The 19957-nt window shown below is 69.9% G+C and carries 20 protein-coding genes; 10 read left to right on the plus strand and 10 right to left on the minus strand.

The window, feature by feature from the left end:
• From AW272_RS46015 to AW272_RS15600, 6 genes are read right to left on the minus strand one after another with little or no spacing between them, the layout of a single operon-like run.
• The gene (locus AW272_RS46015; RefSeq protein WP_066365044.1) at positions 1-1950 is read right to left on the minus strand and encodes a DUF6807 family protein; all 1950 of its coding nucleotides are present in this window, start codon (positions 1948-1950) and stop codon (positions 1-3) included.
• Positions 1947-3002: a mandelate racemase/muconate lactonizing enzyme family protein gene (locus AW272_RS15580; RefSeq protein WP_066365046.1), complete on the minus strand. Its 1056-nt coding sequence runs from the start codon at positions 3000-3002 to the stop codon at positions 1947-1949. Before AW272_RS15580 ends, AW272_RS46015 begins: the two co-directional genes overlap by 4 nt.
• The gene (locus AW272_RS15585; RefSeq protein WP_066365050.1) at positions 2999-3853 is read right to left on the minus strand and encodes a 5-dehydro-4-deoxyglucarate dehydratase; all 855 of its coding nucleotides are present in this window, start codon (positions 3851-3853) and stop codon (positions 2999-3001) included. Before AW272_RS15585 ends, AW272_RS15580 begins: the two co-directional genes overlap by 4 nt.
• Before the next feature lies 1 nt (position 3854).
• Positions 3855-4736: an NAD-dependent epimerase/dehydratase family protein gene (locus AW272_RS15590; protein ID WP_066365051.1), complete on the minus strand. Its 882-nt coding sequence runs from the start codon at positions 4734-4736 to the stop codon at positions 3855-3857.
• Entirely contained in the window at positions 4736-5545 is an 810-nt protein-coding gene (locus AW272_RS15595) for a carbohydrate ABC transporter permease (protein ID WP_066365052.1), read from the minus strand. Before AW272_RS15595 ends, AW272_RS15590 begins: the two co-directional genes overlap by 1 nt.
• Positions 5542-6423 (minus strand): carbohydrate ABC transporter permease, encoded by an 882-nt coding sequence (locus tag AW272_RS15600; protein ID WP_066365054.1) that lies wholly within the window; start codon positions 6421-6423, stop codon positions 5542-5544. The genes AW272_RS15595 and AW272_RS15600 overlap by 4 nt, the downstream gene beginning before the upstream one ends.
• A gap of 141 nt (positions 6424-6564) precedes the next feature.
• Here AW272_RS15600 and AW272_RS15605 point away from each other — a divergent pair, with 141 nt between their 5' ends.
• From AW272_RS15605 to AW272_RS15615, 3 genes are read left to right on the plus strand one after another with little or no spacing between them, the layout of a single operon-like run.
• Positions 6565-7560, plus strand: a complete 996-nt coding sequence (locus tag AW272_RS15605; protein WP_066365056.1) for a LacI family DNA-binding transcriptional regulator — start codon at positions 6565-6567, stop codon at positions 7558-7560.
• Positions 7538-8518, plus strand: coding sequence for an aldose epimerase family protein (locus tag AW272_RS15610; protein WP_066365058.1), 981 nt, complete (start codon positions 7538-7540; stop codon positions 8516-8518). The genes AW272_RS15605 and AW272_RS15610 overlap by 23 nt, the downstream gene beginning before the upstream one ends.
• Before the next feature lie 12 nt (positions 8519-8530).
• Positions 8531-9292: an IclR family transcriptional regulator gene (locus AW272_RS15615; RefSeq protein WP_083958356.1), complete on the plus strand. Its 762-nt coding sequence runs from the start codon at positions 8531-8533 to the stop codon at positions 9290-9292.
• 52 nt (positions 9293-9344) lie between these two features.
• Here the strand turns inward: AW272_RS15615 and AW272_RS15620 are convergent, their stop codons facing one another.
• The gene (locus AW272_RS15620; RefSeq protein ID WP_218010910.1) at positions 9345-10301 is read right to left on the minus strand and encodes a sugar kinase; all 957 of its coding nucleotides are present in this window, start codon (positions 10299-10301) and stop codon (positions 9345-9347) included.
• A gap of 222 nt (positions 10302-10523) precedes the next feature.
• On the opposite strand from AW272_RS15620, the gene AW272_RS15625 reads away from it, so the two are divergent.
• Positions 10524-11987 (plus strand): pectate lyase family protein, encoded by a 1464-nt coding sequence (locus tag AW272_RS15625; protein WP_245657563.1) that lies wholly within the window; start codon positions 10524-10526, stop codon positions 11985-11987.
• A gap of 120 nt (positions 11988-12107) precedes the next feature.
• Here AW272_RS15625 and AW272_RS45570 read toward each other — a convergent pair whose 3' ends face one another.
• Positions 12108-12242 (minus strand): hypothetical protein, encoded by a 135-nt coding sequence (locus AW272_RS45570; protein WP_275527297.1) that lies wholly within the window; start codon positions 12240-12242, stop codon positions 12108-12110.
• Between AW272_RS45570 and AW272_RS15630 the strand changes: the two genes are divergently transcribed.
• The 6 genes from AW272_RS15630 to AW272_RS15655 all read left to right on the plus strand — a co-directional run bounded on the left by AW272_RS15630 (position 12235) and on the right by AW272_RS15655 (position 18714).
• Positions 12235-14751 carry an FtsK/SpoIIIE family DNA translocase gene (locus AW272_RS15630; RefSeq protein WP_066365876.1) on the plus strand — a complete coding sequence of 839 codons (2517 nt, stop codon included), beginning with the start codon at positions 12235-12237 and terminating at the stop codon, positions 14749-14751. The two genes, AW272_RS45570 and AW272_RS15630, sit on opposite strands and share 8 nt — an antisense overlap.
• A gap of 59 nt (positions 14752-14810) precedes the next feature.
• Positions 14811-15536: a helix-turn-helix domain-containing protein gene (locus AW272_RS15635; RefSeq protein ID WP_066365060.1), complete on the plus strand. Its 726-nt coding sequence runs from the start codon at positions 14811-14813 to the stop codon at positions 15534-15536.
• Positions 15537-15565: 29 nt separating this feature from the next.
• Positions 15566-16972 carry a 30S ribosomal protein S12 methylthiotransferase RimO gene (gene rimO / locus AW272_RS15640; protein ID WP_066365878.1) on the plus strand — a complete coding sequence of 469 codons (1407 nt, stop codon included), beginning with the start codon at positions 15566-15568 and terminating at the stop codon, positions 16970-16972.
• 53 nt (positions 16973-17025) lie between these two features.
• Positions 17026-17610, plus strand: coding sequence for a CDP-diacylglycerol--glycerol-3-phosphate 3-phosphatidyltransferase (gene pgsA, locus AW272_RS15645; RefSeq protein ID WP_218010920.1), 585 nt, complete (start codon positions 17026-17028; stop codon positions 17608-17610).
• Positions 17607-18104, plus strand: a complete 498-nt coding sequence (locus tag AW272_RS15650; RefSeq protein ID WP_066365062.1) for a CinA family protein — start codon at positions 17607-17609, stop codon at positions 18102-18104. The genes pgsA and AW272_RS15650 overlap by 4 nt, the downstream gene beginning before the upstream one ends.
• 253 nt (positions 18105-18357) lie before the next feature.
• Complete coding sequence (locus AW272_RS15655; protein WP_066365064.1) at positions 18358-18714, plus strand: helix-turn-helix domain-containing protein; 357 nt, start codon at positions 18358-18360, stop codon at positions 18712-18714.
• Here AW272_RS15655 and AW272_RS15660 read toward each other — a convergent pair.
• Both AW272_RS15660 and AW272_RS15665 read right to left on the minus strand, forming a co-directional pair.
• Positions 18711-19490, minus strand: a complete 780-nt coding sequence (locus AW272_RS15660) for a DNA-formamidopyrimidine glycosylase family protein (protein ID WP_066365068.1) — start codon at positions 19488-19490, stop codon at positions 18711-18713. The two genes, AW272_RS15655 and AW272_RS15660, sit on opposite strands and share 4 nt — an antisense overlap.
• Positions 19490-19957, minus strand: a complete 468-nt coding sequence (locus AW272_RS15665) for an RrF2 family transcriptional regulator (protein ID WP_066365070.1) — start codon at positions 19955-19957, stop codon at positions 19490-19492. The genes AW272_RS15660 and AW272_RS15665 overlap by 1 nt, the downstream gene beginning before the upstream one ends.

The following is a 19957-nucleotide window of genomic DNA, read 5'->3' on the forward strand; positions in this document are numbered from 1 at the left end:
CTACCTTTCTCGTTGGATGTCCCCGATGTCTGCGGCCAAGGCGGCGGCCTCACCCGGGGTGAGGCGGCCGTCGGCTATCACGGTGACGACCCGGCGGGTCAGCTCGCGCTCGATGACGAGCGGGGTGTCCCAGGCCAGGGCCGGTCCGACGCCCGGATATTCGTCCACCCGGACGAACCACGGGTCGTCGTTCTGGATGAAAATCAATGTCCAGAGATCGCTGGACAATGCGAGCCAGGGCGCGCGGCTGCCGTGGGGCGCGTCGCCGTGGGCGGTGAACGCGGTGCGGTTGGCCGACTCACCTGGCGCTCGCCAGAAGAAGCCGCCGTATCCGGCGCCGGGGCGGCCCTTGGTGGCCGAGCTCTCGACCGTGAGCGGTTCGGCGGTGAGGTTCCGCAGGACGAACTCCACGTCGAGGGCCCAGCCCCGGCTCAGCGGGCGGGCCGTGACCGAGCGGTGTTCCTCGATGAGGTCGAGGCCGTCGACGCCCGTCCAGCGCAGCGTCTCGGTGAAGCCGTGGTCGTCGCGGCGGGTGAAGGCGATGTGGTTCTGCACGCCGTGGTTGTTCAGCCAGGTCGGGCCGCTGTCCCGGACGTAGGTGCGGCCGCCCCAGAAGTTGCGTCCGGAGACGTCGGCGACCGCGATCGAGGCGCCCAGGTGGTGGACGTGGTCGGCGGGGTTGACCTCGGTCACCGGCACACCATTCAAAGTGCGCACCGGGTGGAGGTAGGGACGGGGCGAGAGCGTGGTGGCCAGTTCGGGCCGCCAGTTGTACTCGGCGACCGGCCGGCCCGCCACTTCGAGGACCGCGCGCGCGGCCGCCCAGGGGACGTCCAGTTCGGAGAACAGCGCCAGGTGTTCGGCGCTGCGCGCGGTCAGGTTGGCGACTCCGGGAATCGTCCGCCGGTCGGGGCCGATCTCCTGGTATTCGTCCGGGATCGGCAGCGGGTCGGGGGCCAGCCGGATCTCCTCCAGCACCCGCATGAACGCGCCCGTCCTGCTGAGGGGGACCAGCAGCGGCACGTCGTCCCGCACGTGGGAGACGAGGTTCTCCAGCAGGTCGGCGCGGGCGTAGGTGGTGGTGGACACGCCGCGCGCCCGGCTCTCCACCCGCACCTTGTCCAGCGTGTACGTCAGCGTGATCCGCCCCTCGGTGCCGTGCACGGTCACGTAGGGCTCGTGCCTGCGGTCGGCCGTCAGGGTCACCGCGATGGTGATCGGCGGGCCGTCGGTTAATCGGATGCGCAGGCAGGAGGTGTCGTCGGCCTCGATCGGGTTGGCGTGGAACAGTTCGGCGTCGATCCCGGCGACGTCGCCCGCGAGCCCGGCGCCCGCCACGGCGAGCGCGGTCGCGACGGCGTGCGCGAATGGGTTGGTGAGGGCGCCGTCCATGACGTCGACCCGCCCGGCGCGGCGTTTGCCGGCCCACGCCGAGCGGGTGAAATAGGCCGAGGGGCGCTCCCAGGCGCCGGCGACGCCGATGCCACGCACCCGGCCGATGACGCCCTCGGAGACCAGGCGGCGGATCGCGGGGATCGCCGCCGAGCCGAGACTCTGGAACCCCACCTGACAGGCCAGGCCCGTGTTCCGTACGACCGTCTCGATCTCCCGGAACCCGGCCAGGGTCGCGGCCGGCGGCTTCTCCAGCAGCACGTGCGACCCCGCTTCCAGGGCGCGGATCGCCAGGTCGCGGTGGGTGTGGATGGGGGTGACCAGGACGGTCACCTCGGCCCCGGTCCGCTCGATCAGCTCGCCGAGGTCGGCCGACTGCTCGGGGCGGCCGAGCCCGCGCAGCAGGTCGGGTTCGATCTCCCGTACGTCGCAGACGCCCGCCAGCCGGACCAGCCCGCCGTCGGTCAGCCGCCGCAGGTTCTCCAGGTGCCACCAGCCGTGGCCGTACGCCCCGGCCAGGACCACCGGGACGGTGCGCGTGGTGGTGCCGTTCATCATCGGCCCTCCAAAGTGGGAAAACGCAGGCCATGGCCAAGATGCGCGCCCACCCGGACCCCGTCGGGGCCCAGCTCGACCGGCGGCGGACCGCCGAGGAGGCCGAGCGCGGCCAGGGACGCGTCCTCGACGTCCTCGACCATGCACGGCAGCGGGAGCGCCAGCGCGAGCTGCGCGGACAGGTCCGGCAGCAGATGGGGGAACGTGGGAACGCCGTGGATCCGGGCCAGTTCGGCGATCCGCAGCAGAGGCGTGATCCCGCCGACCCGGACGACATTGGGCTGGACGACGTCGACGGCGTCCAGAAGCCTTCTGAATTCGTGGATCGTGGAGAGGCTCTCACCGGCGGCGATCGGGACACCGACGGATTCGCGCAGTCTTCGAAGCCCCGTGATGTCATCGGCGGGGAGCGGCTCCTCGACCCAGTACAGACCGAAGGGCTCCAGTTCCCTGATTGCCGTACGTGCCTGGAACAGGTCCCACCGCTGGTTCGCGTCGACCATCAACAGGGTTTCCGGCCCGATGACCTCACGAACGGCGGCCACCCGCTCGACGTCGTCGTCCCGGCCGACCTTCATCTTGACCGCCGGGTAGCCGATCCACCGGTGAGCCTGCTCGACCAGCTCTTCGAGCGAGTAGTGCCGATTGACTCCGCTCGCGTAGACCGGCACGGTGTCTCGCCGCCGCCCGATCGTGTCGGCCAGCCCGAGACCCATCTCCTGCGCGCGAAGGTCCCACAAAGCGATGTCGACGGCGGCCATCGCGATGGTCGTGATGCCACCGCCACCGGCCTCACGCAGGTGCTTCCACAGCTGGTCCCAGACGACTTCCGGATGCGGCGGCAACCCTTTCACGAAGGCGGAGATGTCGTGATCCAGCAGGGCGGCCACCGCCGCCGCCCCGATCGAGGGGGTCCAGGAGAAACCGGTGCCGGTGCGCCCGTCGTCCAGGACGAGCGCGCAGGCGATCACGTGGTTGTACGGCACGTCGGGCCCCCACGGCCGGGGCAGCGCTGCCCGCAGCGGGAGCGTGTGCAGGCCCGCGATCCGCGTCATATCAACTCAAGCCCAATCTTGATGAGACGGTCGAGCTCGGTCAGATCGTCGGGAGCGAGGTCGGCCAGCGGCGGCCGGACCGCCCCGACGTCGAGGCCGCGCAGCCGGACCCCGGCCTTGACCAGCGAGACGGCATAGCCGGCCACCTTGGACCTGAGCTCGACCAGCGGCACGTAGAACTCCTGGAGCAGCCGCTCGTTCCCCCGGGCGTACGCCACCGCGATCTCCGGCGCGAACGCGAAGACGGCCGACGAATACAGTTCGACCCCGATCGCCCGGTACGCCGGCATGGTCAGCTCGGCCGTCGGCAGCCCGTTGAAGAACGTGAAGTCACGCCCGTCCATCGCCCGCACGATCCGCTGCATCCGGTCGATGTCGCCGACGCCGTCCTTCAACCCGACGACACCGGGGATCCCTGACAGGGCGAGCACGTCGGCGGGCGAAAGAACGAGCTGATCACGGGCGTAGAGGATGACCGGCAGTCCTTCGGCCGCGACCGCTCTCACGTAGTCGGCGTAGCGAGGGCCCTTGGTGTGAGGCGGCAACAGCAGCAGACCGTCGGCCCCGGCCTCCCCGGCGTTGCGGGCGTGCCGGAGAGCCGCCCCGAGGGGACCGCCGGCTCCGGCGAAAAGAGGGGTTCGACCTGCGGTGATCTCGGCCGCTGTCAGCACCACCCGCGCGTGCTCCGCCTCGGACAGAGAGGTGAACTCGCCGGTTCCACACGCTGCGAACACCCCGCCCGGCCCATGGGCCAGGCCGCTCGCGACGTGCTCGGCCAGCACGTCCTCCGCCACCCGCCCCTGAGCGTCGAAGGGGGTGACGGGGAAGAAGAGAACCCCGCTGAGGTTCATCTCAGATGTCTCCCATCTCGGTGCGCCAGCTGCGTTTGGCCTGCCAGCCGAGCAGCCGCCCGGCCTTGGCGGCGGAGAAGGCGGGGGAGGTGCCCGTCAGACCGGCCGCGTACGGCGCGGTCGACGGGATCACCCCCGGAAGCAGATCGGCCAGCGGCTCCCGGGCCAGCGCGTCGGCCGCCCCGGCGAAGAACACCTCGCCGCTGGGCACCTCGTGCATCCGGTCGACGAGGGTCAGCACCAGGTCGGCGGCGTCCCGCGCGTCGACGTAGTTGAACAGCGAGACCCCGGCGATGTCCGGCCGGTCGAGCCGCTCCCTGATCGTGTGCCCCGACTGGGTCGGCGCGCCCTCCCACTCCTCGGGGGCGACCACGAAACACGGCCTCATCGCCGCGAAATGTGTCGTCGAGGCACGGGCGAACGACGCCATCACCTGCTCGGCCACCAGCTTGGACACCGAATAGGCGTTCCAGGGCTCCGTCGGGTGGTCTTCGTCGATCGGCAGGTAGGAGGGCGCCCACCCGCCCGGCGCGCCGTAGCCGATGACCGTCGGGCTCGACGCCACGACCACCTTCGACACCCCGGTCATCGCCGCCGCCTCGCAGACGTTGAAGGCCAGTTGCGTGTTCACCCGGAAGGTCAGGTTGTCCGTTCGGGAGAAGGGCGTCGCGACGGCGGCGAGGTGGACGACGGCGTCGGGCCGGAACCGGGTCATCACCCCGAACGCCTCACCCAGGTCGGTGAGGTCGGCCGGGAGGAACGACGCCTGCGCGGGGGTCCCCGCCGCCGTGTCGATCCCGATCACCTCGTGGCCCGCGTCGACCAGCGCCACCACCACGCTGCGCCCGAACCGTCCGGAGCTACCGGTCACCAGTACTCTCATCAGCCCTTCACCGCCCCCGCCGACAGGCCCTGCACGAGATAGCGCTGGATGACCGCGAAGACGAGCACGACCGGCACCGCCGCGACCACGCCGCCGGCCGCGAGCGCCCCGAAGTCGGCGCTGAACTCGCCGATCGTGAACGCCAGCCCGACCGGCAGGGTGAACTTGTCCTGCTCGTTCACGAACATCAGCGCGAAAAGGAAGTTGTTCCATGAGTGGATGAACGCGAACGACCCGACCGCGACGAGCGCGGGCCGCAGCAGCGGCAGCACCACCACGAAGAAGCCGCGCAGCCGCGAGCATCCGTCGACCCAGGCCGCCTGTTCCAGCTCGACCGGGACGTTCTTGACGAACCCGCTGATCAGGATGAGTGACAGCGGGAGTTGGAAGACGGTCTCGGCGATCACCAGCGCCCAGAGCGAGTTGACCAGGCCGAGCGTCCGGAAGATCTCGAACAGCGGGATCAGCATCATCGCGCCCGGGATGAACTGGGTGCACAGCATGCCGACCAGGAACGCCTGCCGGCCCCGGAAGTCGTAGCGGGCCAGGGCGTAGCCGCCCGCCAGGGCGATCACCGTGGTGGAGATCAGCGAGACCACGCCGACCAGCAGCGAGTTCTGGAAGAAGATCGAGAACCCCATGCCGTTCCACACGTGGTCGAAGTGCTCGAACGTGATCGGCCACGGCAGCAGCGAGTTCGAGCCGCGCGGCCGGAACGCGAAGACCACCATCCAGTAGAAGGGGACCAGCGTGAACAGCAGATACAGGCCCAGCGGCACGTAGATCTGCCAGCGACCGACCCGGTTCATGAGCGCGCTCCGAACTTGCTCAGCCTCAGATAGGCGATCGAGAAGAAGGTCAGCACCACGAACGCGGCCGTGGTCAGCGCCGAGCCGTAGCCGAAGTCGTGCGACTGCACGGCCTTGGCCGCCACGTAGAGCGGCAGGGTCGTCGTCTGGTGGGCGGGGCCGCCGCCGGTCAGCGTGTAGAGCAGGTCGACGTTGTTGAACTCCCACACCGCCCTGAGCAGGGTGGACAGGATGATCGCGTCCTTGAGGTGGGGCAGCGTGATGTGGAAGAAGCGCCGGATGCGGCTGGCGCCGTCGACGGACGCGGCTTCGTACAGCTCCCCTGAGACCGTTTGCAGGTCGGCGAGCAGCAGGATCGCGAAGAACGGCACCCCGCGCCACAGTTCCGCGACCACAGCGGCCGCGAACACGGTCGACGGGTCGGCCAGCGGCGCGGTGTCGTAGGTGCCGATGCCGATGTCGGCCAGGTAGCGGAAGATGCCGGTCGAGGGGTTGTAGAGCAGAATCCAGATGCCTGTGGTGAGCACCCCCGACACGGCCCACGGTGAGAAGACGAGAGCGCGCGAGATCGCCCTTCCGATGAAGGATTCATTGACGATGAGCGCCAGCGCGAGTCCGAACAGCAGTTGCAGGACGACCTCGACGACCACCCATTTCACGCTGAAGCCGAGGCTCTGCCAGAAGAGCGGGTCCTCGAACAGCAGGACCCGGAAGTTCTCCAGGCCGGCGAAGCCGTTGTCCCAGGGCTGGGTGACGTCGTAGTGCTGCAGGCTGTAATAGATCACGCTGCCCATCGGGTAGACGAGGAACCCGAGCATCGCGACGACCGCCGGGGCGATCAGGACATAGGGGGTGCGCGGCGACCGTGCGACACGCATGGCCGTGACTCCTTAGCAGGGGGCCGAGGGGGGAGCGACACTGCAACCGGTTGCACGAAACATTCCCTTCACTCGCCAGAAACGTCAAGGGGTCAATTTCTGCGGGTTGACAGCAGTGCAACCGTTTGCATTAATTTCCCCGTGGCAGCAACGATCCGTGATGTAGCGCAGATGTCCGGAGTCCATGTATCGACCGTCTCGCGCACGTTCTCGGCGCCGCACCTGGTCAACACCGAGACCAGGAACAGGGTCCTGGCGGCGGCGGAGGATCTCGGCTATCGCCCCAACCGGGCCGCCCGCGCCCTGACCACGGGCCGCACCCACAACCTCGGCCTGATCGTGGCCGACATCGCCAACCCGTTCTTCTCCCACCTGATCAAGGGCGCCCAGGCCCACGCCCGGACCCGCGACTACCACGTGTTCGTCGCCGACACCGATGAGGATCCGCAGGTCGAGGAGGAGCTCATCCAGACGCTGGCCAAACAGGTCGACGGCGTCCTGCTGTGCTCCCCGCGTCTGTCGAACCGGGTGATCGAGAAGCTGCGCGAGGACGTGCCGTTCGTCGTGGTCAACCGGCGGATGAAGGGGATGTCCAACGTCCTGATGGACGTCGGCAGCGGCGCCCGCGAGGCCATCGCCCACCTGGTGTCGCTCGGCCATTCCCGGATCGCCCTGCTGGCGGGCCCGGCCGGGTCGTGGACGTCCAAGGAGATCACCGACGCGGCCCGATCGGTGCCCGGCATCGACCTCACGGTCTTCGGCCCCAACTCCCCGACCGAACACGGCGGCCTGGCGCTGGCCGAAGCCGTCGCCTCGGCCGACGTGACGGGCGTACTGGCCTACAACGACCTGATGGCGATCGGCCTGGTCGAGGGCCTGACCTCGCTCGGCGTCGACGTGCCGACGCAGGTCAGCGTGGTCGGCATAGACGACATCGTGGCCGGTCGGGTCAGCCGGCCCAAGCTGACCACGGTCGCGATGCCCGCCGAGGCCGCCGGGCGCACCGCCGTCGACCTGCTGCTCCAGCTCGTCGGCGCCGGAGAGACGGCCACCCCGGCGCTCGCCACCCTGGCCACCAACCTGATCATCCGCGACTCGACGGGACCGGTGAGGCATGAACTTCGGACAGACCCCTGAGGGCGAGAAGGTCGAACGCCATGTCCTGACCAGCGGCGGCCTGACCGCCGCCGTGCTCACCTACGGCTGCGTGATCCAGTCGCTGCACGTCGACGGCGTCAACGTGGTGCTGGGCTGCGACACCCTCGACGACTACCGCACCAGGAGCCGCTACTTCGGCGCGGTCGTCGGCCGCTACGGCAACCGCATCGGCGACGGCCGCTTCGACCTCGACGGCACGACCTACGAGCTCGCCCGCAACAACGGCACGGCCGCGCTGCACGGTGGCGTGCGCGGCTTCGACAAACGCGTCTGGGCCGCCCACGCGTCGGGAGACTCGATCACCCTGCGCCACGTCAGCCCCGACGGCGAAGAGGGCTACCCGGGCACACTGTCGGTCGCGGTCACCTACACCCTGGCCGACCGCGCCCTCCAGATCCTGTACGTCGCCACGACCGACGCCCCGACCGTGCTCAACCTGACGAACCACAGCTACTTCAACCTGGCAGGCGGCGGCGACGTGCTCGGCCACGTGGTCACGATCGACGCCGACACCTACACCCCGGTCGACGAACACAAGATCCCCACCGGGGAACTCGCACCGGTGGAGGGCACCCCGTTCGACTTCCGGCGACCGCACGCGATCGGATCGCGGATGGGCGGCGCGTACGACCACAACTACGTGCTCAACCCCGGCGGCCGGATGCGGGTCGCGTGCGGCGACCGGGTCATGGAGGTGACCACCGACCAGCCGGGCGTGCAGTTCTACGCGGGCGGCATGCTCTCTCCCGAACTGACCCCCTACGGCCCGCACGCCGGGCTCTGCCTGGAGACCCAGCACTTCCCCGACTCGCCCAACCGGCCGGGGTTCCCACCGGTCGTGCTCCGGCCGGGCGAGGAGTTCCGGTCCTCGACGGAGTACCGCTTCCCCTTCCCCTCCGGGGATGCCGGTGTGGATGGCGGCCGAGCGGCCCGCTAGTAGGCTCGGGGCGTGGTCAGGGAAGGCAGTTCCATCGACAAGGCGCTCGCGGTTCTCGAAGCGATCGCCGAGCATCACCGGATCACCGACATCGCGGCCACCACCGGCGTTTCGAAGTCGACGGTGCACCGGATCCTCCAGTCGTTGGTCGAGTGGGGCTTCGCCCGCACCGACGGCAACGGCGGCTACGAACCGGGCCCCCGCATCCTCACCCTGGCCGGGCGCGTGATGAGCCGTTTCGACCCGGCCCGCCAGGCCGCCGGGGCGCTGCGCTCGCTTCACGAACGCACCGGCTTCACCACGCATTTCGCCATCCGCAGCGGCGACGAGGCCGTCTACGTCGAGAAGCTGGAGGGCCGCCGGCCCTACCAGATGCCGTCGCGGGTCGGCATGAGCCTGCGCCTCCACTCGACCGCCATCGGCAAGGCCGTGCTGGCCCAGCTCGACGACGACGAGGTCCGCGCCATCGTGGCCCGCACCCAGCCCACCAAGCTCACCCCCAACACGCTCACGGGCGAAGACCTGCTCGCCCACCTGGTGGAGGTCCGCGCGGCGGGCTACGCGGTCGACGACGAGGAGAACGTGCCCGGCATCCGCTGCGTGGGCGCGGCCGTGTTCGACCACACGGGCCAGGTGCTGGGCGGCATCTCCATCTCCACGCTGGCGATGGACCTCGATCCCGACGCCTTCCGCGAACTCGCCCCCGAGATCGTCTCGGCCGCCCGCGAGGTCTCCCTGGCGCTGGGCGCTCCGACCACTCTGACGCGCCGCTGACGACCCGGCCGCCGGCCCGGCGGAGTCACCGCCGCCGGGCCGCGGACGCGGTTCATCCACCGCTGACGGGGTCTCCCAGCAGGTCCTCGATCTCGGCCGCCGCCGCGACCCGGCCGGTCCCGCCCCGTCCCGCCAGCGACAACGACGCCGCGGCCGTGCCCGCCCTGACCGCCTCGGGCAGTGACGCGCCCCGGGCCAGCCACGCCGCCAGCGCCCCGGTGAAGTTGTCGCCCGCCCCCGTCTGGTCGACCACGACCGGGGCCGGCACGGCGGGGATCTCGTGGAGCGTGTCTCCCTCGGCGAGCAGAACCCCCTCGGCGCCCAGGGTCACGGCCACCGAGGCGGCCCCCAGCCGCCTCATCCGGCGGACGGTCTCCTCCGGATCGCCGGTGCCGAGCAGGGCCAGACTGTCGGCGGGGGCTGAAAGTTTCACGAGCGCGGCACACGGCGCGACCGCGCGCAGGGTGTCGGCCGCCGCTTCCGGACCGGTCAGGCGGGCCCGGAAATTGGCGTCGTAGACGACCTGTCCCGTCGCCGTCGCGGCGGCGGCGCGCACCGCCCGGTCGCAGCTCACCGAGAGCGCGGCGGTGATGCCGCTCAGCACCAGGACGCGGGCGTCTCCAGCGGGGCCGGCGGCCAGGTCCTCCGGGGTCAGGCGGGAGGCGGCGCTGCCCTGCCGGAGGTAGGCGAAGGCGCGTTCCCCGGAGGGGTCGGCGCCGACGACGTACGCGCCGGTCGGTCCTGGGCCCACGGTGAGCCAGCGGGTGTCCACTCCGTGCCCGGCGGCGAAGCGTTTCAGGCGTTCGCCGAACTCGTCGGCCCCCAACAGCGCCACCAGCGCGGTGCGCGCCCCGGCCGCGGCGGCGGCCACCGCCACGTTGAGCGCGTCGCCGGAGAAGGACAACCGGAAGGTCTCGGCCTCGGTCAGCGGGCGGTCGGCGGAGAATTCGACCAGCGGTTCGCCTGCCACGACCACATCCATGCGCACCTTCTTCTTCTGCTGTTTCATGTAGTGAAATATGGTCTTATTTTACGCAACGCCTCTGGCGACGTCATGTGCCGAACAGGGGAACGGGAGCGCTGGAGCCGAAGCGTCCCGCTACATGAAAAATGAAACGTTCACGAGGCTCGGTGCTTAGCCCCATTTCAGGGAGGTCACCACCGCCGCACCGTTCCACTACATGGAACGCGGACTTATGTTGTGCTCCACCTTGAGAGAGGAGCACAACAAGTGTCCAGAATTTCTGTCAGAGGACGGATCCTCGCCGCCGTCGGCGCCGCGATCCTCGCCGTGGCAGGCGTCGTGGTCCCCATGGCCACGAGCGCCCAGGCCGCACCGGGGGCGGGGACCTACTCCGTCGTCAACCGGGGCAGCAACCTGTGCCTGGACGTGCTGAACTTCAGCACCGCCGACAACGCGGGGCTGATCCAGTACGCCTGCGCCGGCACCACCAACCAGCGGTTCACCCTGACCGCCCAGGGCTCCGGCTACCGCATCACGGCCGGTCACAGCGGTAAGTGCCTGGGCGTCCAGGACAACAGCAGCAGTGCGGGCAAGGCCGTCGTCCAGCAGACCTGCAACGGCTCCGCCTCCCAGACGTGGACGTTCTCCGACGCCTCCAACGGCACCCGGATCATCAACGGCAACGGCGCCAAGTGCGTCAACACCCGCGACAACTCCACCGCCTCCAATGCCGTCATCCAGCAGAACTCCTGCGACAACGTGGTGACCAAGCACTGGACCTTCACCCCGTCGAGCGGCCCGCAGCCCACCCCGACGATCACCCCGACCGTCGGCCCGACCCCGACCCCGACGCCCACTCCCACGGTCGGCCCGCCGCCCGGCGGACTGGTCGGCTGGGCCACCCAGGGCGGCGGCACCACCGGCGGCGGCAGCTCCTCCGCCACCACCGTCACCGACTCCTCGGGCCTGAGCAGCGCCCTTTCGGGCACCACCGCCCGCGTGGTGCGCGTCTCCGGGACGATCTCCTGCTCCGGCATGATCTCGGTCGGCTCGAATAAGTCGGTCATCGGCAACTCCGGCGCGGTGATCCAGGGCTGCGGCCTGAACGTCTCCAACGCGTCCAATGTGATCATCCGTAACCTGACGTTCCGGAACTGGAACGACGACGGCATCAACGTCCAGTACTCCACCCGGGTCTGGATCGACCACAACACCCTGTCCAACGGCTACGACGGCGCCATCGACATCAAGCGCGCCAGCGACTACGTGACCGTCTCGTGGAACCGCATCTACGACCATGACAAGTCGATGCTGCTCGGACACGACGACGGCAACGGCTCCGAGGACCGCGGCCACCTGCGCGTCACCTACCACCACAACTGGTTCGACGGCACCGGCCAGCGCCACCCGCGCGTCCGGTTCGGCAACCCGGTCCACGTCTACAACAACTACTACGGCGGCGTGAGCAGCTACGGCGTGGCCTCCACCGAGGGCGCGGGCGTGCTCGTCGAGGGCAACTACTTCGAGAACACCGAAGACCCCTACCACCTGGGCGAGGGCGACTCCGGCCCTGGCACCCTGGTGGCCCGCAACAACCACTTCGTCAACTCGGGCGCGGGCCAGGCCGGCGGCAGCGTCGCCTCCATCCCGTACTCCTACTCCCTGGAAACGGCCTCCAACGTCAAGTCGTCCGTGACCAGCGGCGCGGGCGCCGGGCGGATCAGCGTCTAGCCCGTCACCCGGTCCCCTGACCTGACCGGGCGGCAGAACAAAGGAGGCGCCGGCCCTCACGGGGGCCGGCGTCTTCCTGTGTACGACCGCGAGGCCGCCAAGTGGTCATATGGCCGGACGTCACGCGAAGCCGTAACCGAAAATGGCTTTTCGACCAACGGCGGCGAGAGGGTCGGCGCGGCGCGGTCCGCCCGACACGCGTGGGAAATCCCGGGCAATGTCGCGGTTGCGCAATACCGTGACCATCATGGCCACCCGTGCGTCCTCCGGTGGGAAGCGGCCGACGTCTCGGCAGACGCCTCGACCCGCCCCCCGCCCGCCCGTCAAGAAGAAGGCGCCACCGCCCCGCCGGAAACCGGCGCCGCCCAAGCGGCCGATCGGCACCGGGAACGATCCCCTCTCGTGGGTGTTCCTGATGATCGGCAAGCTCGTCGTCGGCATCTGGACACTGGTCGCGGGCGCCATCGGCACCGCCGCGCGGGCCGTCGGCAACGGCGCCCGCGACCTCGACCCGGCCCACCGGCGCGACGGCCTCGGCCTGGCCGTGCTGGCGGGCGCGATCGTGCTGGCGGCGATGACGTGGCGGACCACCAAGGGCTCGGTGGCCATGGTGGTCGACGCGGTCGTGCGGGGCACGGTCGGGTCGCTCTTCTGGTCGGTGCCGCTGCTGATGGGCCTGATCGCGTGGCGGCTGCTGCGCCATCCGGACCAGAACGGCGAGACGGGCCGCATGCTGATCGGCTTCACCGCTCTGGCGGCCGGGATCCTGGGCATCGTGCACGTCGCGCACGGCACCCCCTACCCGGCGGGCACCGCCACCGACGGGATGGACAAGGTCTCCGCCGCCGGCGGCATGCTCGGGTTCATCGTGTCGGCGCCGCCCGACAGCATCCTGCCGTCGTTCATCACGATCCCGCTGCTGCTGATGCTGGGCGGGTTCGGCGCGCTGGTGATCACCGCCACGCCGATCCACCGGGTGCCCGAGCGGCTGGGCGAGATCAAGGTCCTGCTGTTCCAGAAGCCCTTCGAGGGCTCCGCCGACCGGAAGTCGAAGAAGAAGCCGCCGCGCCCGGCGCCGGGCGAGCACGTCAAGCCCTACGACACGCCGATCCTGCGCGAGCCGCCGAAGGACCACTCGCCGGAGATCGTGCCGGGCCTGGTCGACGACGAGCCGCTGCCGCCCCCGCCCCTCGACGAGCCGCCGATCCCGCAGCAGACGATCCCGCCCGAGCCGACCCCGGCGCCGCGCAAGGTCGAGCAGCTCATGCTGTCGCCGCAGGCCGGCCCCTACACGCTCCCGGACGCCCAGATGCTCCGCTCGGGCAGCGCGCCGAAGGCGGAGACCAAGGCCAACAAGATCGTGGTGAACGCGCTGACCAGCGTGCTGGAGCAGTTCGCCATCGACGCCCAGGTGACCGGCTTCACCCGCGGCCCGACGGTGACCCGCTACGAGATCGAGCTCGGCCCGTCCGTCAAGGTCGAGAAGGTCACCGCGCTCACCAAGAACATCGCCTACGCGGTGAAATCGGCCGACGTGCGCATCCTGTCGCCGATCCCCGGCAAGTCGGCGATCGGCGTGGAGATCCCCAACGTCGACAAGGACCTGGTGTCGCTGGGCGACGTGCTGCGCTCGCAGGTGGCCCAGGCCGACGAGCACCCGATGATCGTCGGCCTCGGCAAGGACGTCGAGGGCCGCACCATCGTGGCCAACCTGGCCAAGATGCCGCACATATTGATCGCGGGCGCCACCGGCGCGGGCAAGTCGACCTGCATCAACGGCCTGATCACCTCGGTCCTGATGCGCGCCACGCCCGACGAGGTCCGGATGGTCCTGGTCGACCCCAAGCGGGTCGAACTGAGCGCGTACGAGGGGATCCCCCACCTCATCACGCCCATCATCACCAACCCGAAGAAGGCCGCCGAGGCCCTCGACTGGGTGGTGGGGGAGATGGACCGCCGCTACGACGACCTGGCCGCCAGCGGCTTCCGCCACGTCGACGACTTCAACAAGGCCGTCAGGGCCGGGGCCCTGGTCCCGCCGCCGGGCAGCGAGCGGGTCTACCAGCCCTATCCCTACCTGCTGGTGATCGTCGACGAGCTGGCCGACCTGATGATGGTCGCCCCCCGCGACGTCGAAGACTCGATCGTGCGGATCACCCAGCTCGCCCGCGCGGCCGGCATCCACCTGGTGATCGCCACCCAGCGGCCCTCGGTCGACGTCGTGACCGGCCTGATCAAGGCCAACGTGCCCTCGCGGCTGGCGTTCGCCACCTCGTCGCTGGCCGACTCGCGGGTCATCCTCGACCAGCCCGGCGCCGAGAAGCTGGTCGGCCAGGGCGACTCCCTGTTCCTGCCGATGGGCCAGAGCAAGCCGATCCGGCTGCAGAACGCGTTCGTCTCCGAGAAGGAGATCGCCGAGGTCGTCGGCCACTGCAAGACCCAGATGCAGGTCGAATACCGCCCGGACGTCGCCGCCACGGTCGCCGCGAAGAAGGAGGTCGACGAGGAGATCGGCGACGACCTCGACCTGCTGATCCAGGCCGCCGAGCTGATCGTGACGACCCAGTTCGGCTCGACGTCGATGCTCCAGCGCAAGCTGCGGGTCGGTTTCGCCAAGGCGGGCCGCCTGATGGACCTGCTCGAGTCGCGCAACGTGGTCGGCCCGAGCGAGGGCTCCAAGGCCCGAGACGTGATGGTGAAGCCCGACGAACTCGCCGGTCTGCTCGCGGATCTCCGCGGAGGTGGCCCCGACGCCACATCATAGTGTTGTTACTGATTGAATGTGACTCACTACACAGCGTCGGGACGGGCGGGGGGCCGCAGATGTCCATCGGTGGAACGATCTCGGAGGCGCGGGAGCAGAGAGGGCTGTCCGTAGCCGACCTGAGCCAGCGCACCCGGATCCGCGAGGCGATCATCGCCGCGATCGAGCGAGACGATTTCTCCGCCTGCAACGGAGACTTCTACGCCCGGGGTCACCTGCGGGCGCTGGCCCGCGAACTGGGCCTGGAGGGCGATGCCCTGGTCCGCGAGTACGACGCCCTGACGGGCGGTCCACGCCCCGGCGTGGGCGCGATGTATCCGATCGACAAGGGCATCAAGCTGCGTGAACGCCGGGCGCCCAACTGGACGCTCGCGATGGCGGTAGCACTCGCCATCGTGGCCGTCTTCGGCATCGGGCGGATCATGGGCAGCGCGATCAAGTCGCCCGAGCAGCAGGCCGTCAAGGTCAAGTCGGCCCCGGCGGCGGCCAAGGCCGCACCCGCGGCTCCGGCGGCCCCGGTCAAGGCGACCCACGTGACCGTCAAGATCAAGGCTCTCAGCGAGGCCTGGATCCAGGTGCGTGACGCCAAGAACAAGCGCGTCTTCATGGGGATGATCCCGAGCGGCGACACCCGCAGCTTCCGGATCAAGGACAAGGCGCGCCTGACCTTCGGCAACGCGGGATCGGTGCAGCTGAACGTGAACGGTCAGGACCTGGGCAGCCCCGGCCGGGCGGGGGAGACGGTCCGCAAGACGTACGGGCTGGACATCCCGCGTCCCCGGTAGTGGCCGATCCCCGATACCGTAGCTTCATCATGTCTGCACGCCGAACCGTATCGATGATCACGCTGGGTTGCGCCCGCAACGAGGTCGACTCCGAGGAGCTCGCCGCTCGCCTCGAGGCCTCGGGCTGGGCGCTGGGCGACGACGACCCAGACGTGATCGTGGTCAACACCTGCGGCTTCATCGAGTCGGCGAAGAAAGACTCGATCGACACCATGCTCGCCGCGGCCGACTCCGGCGCCAAGGTCGTCGCGGCCGGCTGCATGGCCGAGCGCTACGGCGCGGAGCTGGCCGGAGCGCTGCCCGAAGCCGCGGCGGTGCTGTCGTTCGACGACTACACCGACATCGGCGCCCGCCTCGACGACGTGCTCGAAGGGCGGGCGCTGACCCCCCACACGCCACGAGATCGGCGCACCCTGCTGCCCATCAGCCCGGTGGAGCGCCACGCGGCGCCCATCTCCGTTCCCGGCCACGGCGACCTGCCGAGCGGGCTCGCGCCCGCCTCGGGGCCGCGCACGCTGCGCAGGCGGCTGACCGGTGGCCCGGTCGCCTCGCTGAAGCTGGCCTCGGGCTGCGACCGGCGCTGCACCTTCTGCGCCATCCCGGCCTTCCGCGGCGCCTATGTGTCGCGGCACCCGGAGGATCTGCTCGCCGAGGCCTTCTGGCTGGCCGATCAGGGCGTCAAGGAGCTCGTCCTGGTCAGCGAGAACTCCACGTCCTACGGCAAGGACCTGGGCGACCTGAGGGCGCTGGAGAAGCTGCTGCCGCAGCTCGCCGCGATCGAGGGCATCGACCGGGTGCGGGTCAGCTACCTGCAGCCCGCCGAGCTGCGCCCCGGCCTGCTCGACGTCATCGCCGGGACCGAGGGCGTCGCGCCCTATTTCGACCTGTCGTTCCAGCACGCCAGCAACGCCGTCCTGCGGCGCATGCGGCGCTTCGGCGACCCCGACCAGTTCCTCGGGCTGCTGAAGCAGATCCGCGATCGGGCTCCCGAGGCGGGTGTGCGCTCCAACTTCATCGTCGGCTTCCCGGGTGAGACCGAGGAGCAGTTCGGCGAGCTGATCGACTTCCTGACGGAGGCCCGGCTCGACGTCATCGGCGTCTTCGGCTACTCCGACGAAGACGGCACCGAGGCCGCCGGGTTCGAGGGCAAGCTCGACCCCGACGTCGTCGACGAGCGGGTCGCGGCCCTCAGCGAGCTGGCCGAGGAGCTCACCAGCCAGCGCGCCGAAGAACGCATCGGCACCGAGCTCTCGGTGCTCGTGGAAGACGACCTGGGCGACGGCGGCTACGAGGGCCGCGCCGCCCACCAGGGTCCCGAGGTCGATGGGTCGGTCACCGTCCGCGGCATCGGGCTCGTACCGGGGCAGATCGTGCGCGCCGTCGCGGTCGACTCGGAAGGGGTTGACCTGATCGCGAGGATCAAGGCCTCGACGTGAGCCAGAGCAACGACCCGCCGCCGTCGGTCGTGGCCGACGACGCCCCGGAAAGACTGGTGGTCACCGACCCCGTCGAACCGGCCGTGCCCCCCGTGAGCGCCTGGAACATCGCCAACGCGCTCACGGTCGCGCGGCTGCTGGTCGTACCCGCGTTCATCGTCTTCCTCTTCGTCGAGGGCACCGGCTGGCGGCTGGCCGCCCTCGGCGTCTTCATGTTCGCCTCGATCACCGACCAGCTCGACGGTTTCCTGGCCCGCAAATACGGCCTGATCACCGACTTCGGCAAGATGGCCGACCCGATCGCCGACAAGGCCCTCATCGGGTCGGCGCTGGTCTGCCTGTCCATTTTGGGTGAGATCCCGTGGTGGGTGACCGTGGTGATCATCGCCAGGGAGCTGGGCGTGACGCTGCTGCGGTTCGCGGTGATCCGCTTCGGCGTCATCCCGGCCAGCACCGGCGGCAAGATCAAGACAGTGCTGCAGATCTTCGCGATCGGCTTCTTCCTCGCGCCGGGCCTGCCCGACATCATCCGCTGGGCCACCATGGGCACCGCGATCCTCGTGACGGTGGCCACCGGCGTCGACTACGTTGTCCGGGCAGTACGGCTGCGCCAAGTGGCCCGGAGGGAACAGGTGTGACCCATTCGACCGCAGCGAAGATCGTTTCCCTGCTCGCGGAGCGGGGTGAGACTTTCGCCGTGGCCGAATCGCTGACCGGTGGGCTCATCGGGGCCACCGTGACCGGCGTGCCCGGGGCGTCGGCCGCCTTCGTCGGCGGGGTGATCAGTTACGCCACCGACCTGAAGCGCAGACTGCTCGGCGTCCCCGGCGACCTGCTGGCCGCGCAGGGCGCCGTCCACCCCGACGTGGCGGCCGCTATGGCCACCGGGGTCCGGAGCCTCACCGGCGCGACCTGGGCCGTCGCGGTGACCGGCGTGGCCGGCCCCGATCCTCAGGACGGCAGACCAGTGGGCACGGTGTTCTGCGGAGTGAGTGGTCCCGGCGGCTCCTTGAAAGTCGTTGACCTGCGGTTGACCGGAGACCGCCATGCCATCCGTATCCATACATGTGAGATGGCTTTGGATCTACTTCTAGGTGTTGTGCTGGCCAATTCGGGGGAACATTCGGGGTGATTACCGCGTTACGTCCCCAGCGAACATGCTCACCATGGTCTGCCGTGGTGTCGCTCGATACAGGTACGGTGGAGCTGTGAGTGAGGTCCGTGAGCCATCGGCGAGGAGTAAGTCCACCGCGCGCCCGGCGCAGGGGCCGAGCGACCCAATGATGACGGCGAGGAGTATGTACGAAGGGCGTGGAAAGAACGGGCGATATGAACCGAAAGCGCGGAGCGTCGTGACGCCTCCCGCGCCGGGGAGGGAGCGACAGATGGTTTTGCTGCGTCAGCTTCTCGGCGACGTCCTGCGGCGGCTACGTGTGCGGCAGAGTCGCACGCTGCGCGAGGTCTCCACGCTGGCCCGTGTTTCCCTCGGTTATCTGTCCGAGGTGGAGCGCGGTCAGAAGGAGGCGTCGTCCGAGCTGCTCGCCTCGATCTGTGGTGCGCTGGGCGTGCCGCTGTCGCAGGTGCTGCGGGAAGTCTCCGACCAGTTCGCTCTTGCCGAGCTTCAGCACGCGCCTGTCATGGCCGACGTGCCCGAGCGTGAGCGTCTGCCCATTCCGGAGACCGTGCCCTCCGGGCCGGAGTTCGACGGTTTCCCCGAAGTCAAGGACATGGTGGCCGCCTAGCCCCGCTGGCAGCGCGGGCACCAGTAGATCAGCCGTTCCTGCGGCTGTGATCCCATCTCTCCACGTTCGATGCTCGATCCGCACACGCGGCAGGGGCGGTGTTCCCTGCCGTAGACGAACAGCTCACGACCCGGTCTCGGGTCGCCGGTGGTGACCGGTCCACGTTCGTCCTTGCCCTCGTTCATGAGGCGGTGCGCCGTCTCAGTCAGCCCCACCGCATCTGCCACGTCTTCGGCGCGCCTCCATGGCCAGACGCCGGCGACGAAGAGCGTCTCCGCACGCCATATCGTGCCGATCCCCGCGAGATTGCGCTGATCGAGCAGCGCCTCCCCGATGGTGCGATCCGGATCTCCGGCCAGATTCGCCGCCGCCCTTCCGGCATCCCAGTCGACGCCGAGCAGGTCGGGGCCGAGATGGCCGACGACCTCGTCTTCTCTGGACGTCGGCAGCAGGCCGACCACGCCGAGCTTCACCCCGGTCGCCTGCCAAACGGTGTTGGCCAGCACGACCCGCACCACGTCGCCGCCCCGGACGGGCGCGCCGGTGCGGGTGATCCGCCAGCGGCCGTCCATGCGCAGATGGGTGTGCAGAGTCACGCCGCCCTCGACCCGGGTGAGCAGGTGTTTCCCCCGGCTCACCGTGGTCAGCACCCGCCGCCCCCGCAGGTCGGCCGTGGCGAATCGGGGCACCCGGAAGTCGGAGCGCGTGAGCTCCTGATCGTCGAGGGCCGCCCGCAACCGGCCGGCCGTCCGCCAGACGGCATCGCCCTCAGGCATCAGACTGGGGCGTTGGGGGAGTCCCAGGCTGAGGGGTCGTCGGACAGGTCGGTCACCCGCTTGGGCAGGTCGCCGCTGGCGATCTGGTCAAGGGTGACCTCTTCGAGGATGGCCCGCTCGCTGGCCCGCAGCGCGATCCAGACCTGCTGGAGCGACTGGGCCGCGCCGGTGTAACCGACGTGTTCGGGGCGTTCGCCTCGGACGTTGGCCAACGGCCCGTCGACCGCCCGGATCACGTCGGCCAGGGAGATCTGGCTGGCCGGACGGGCCAGCACGTAACCGCCCTCGGGGCCGCGCTGGCCGCGGACCAGGCCGGCCCGGCGCATCTGGAGAAGGATGTTCTCCAGGTATTTGGGCGGCATCTCCTGGCCCTTGGCGAGCTCGCCCACCGTAGTCGGGCCGTCGCCGGACGCGGCCAGCTCGGCCGCTGCCCGCAGGGCGTAGTCGACACGCGCAGAAAGTCGCAT

It is taken from the genome of Herbidospora mongoliensis, from assembly GCF_001570545.1.
Taxonomy (GTDB): Bacteria; Actinomycetota; Actinomycetes; order Streptosporangiales; family Streptosporangiaceae; genus Herbidospora; species Herbidospora mongoliensis.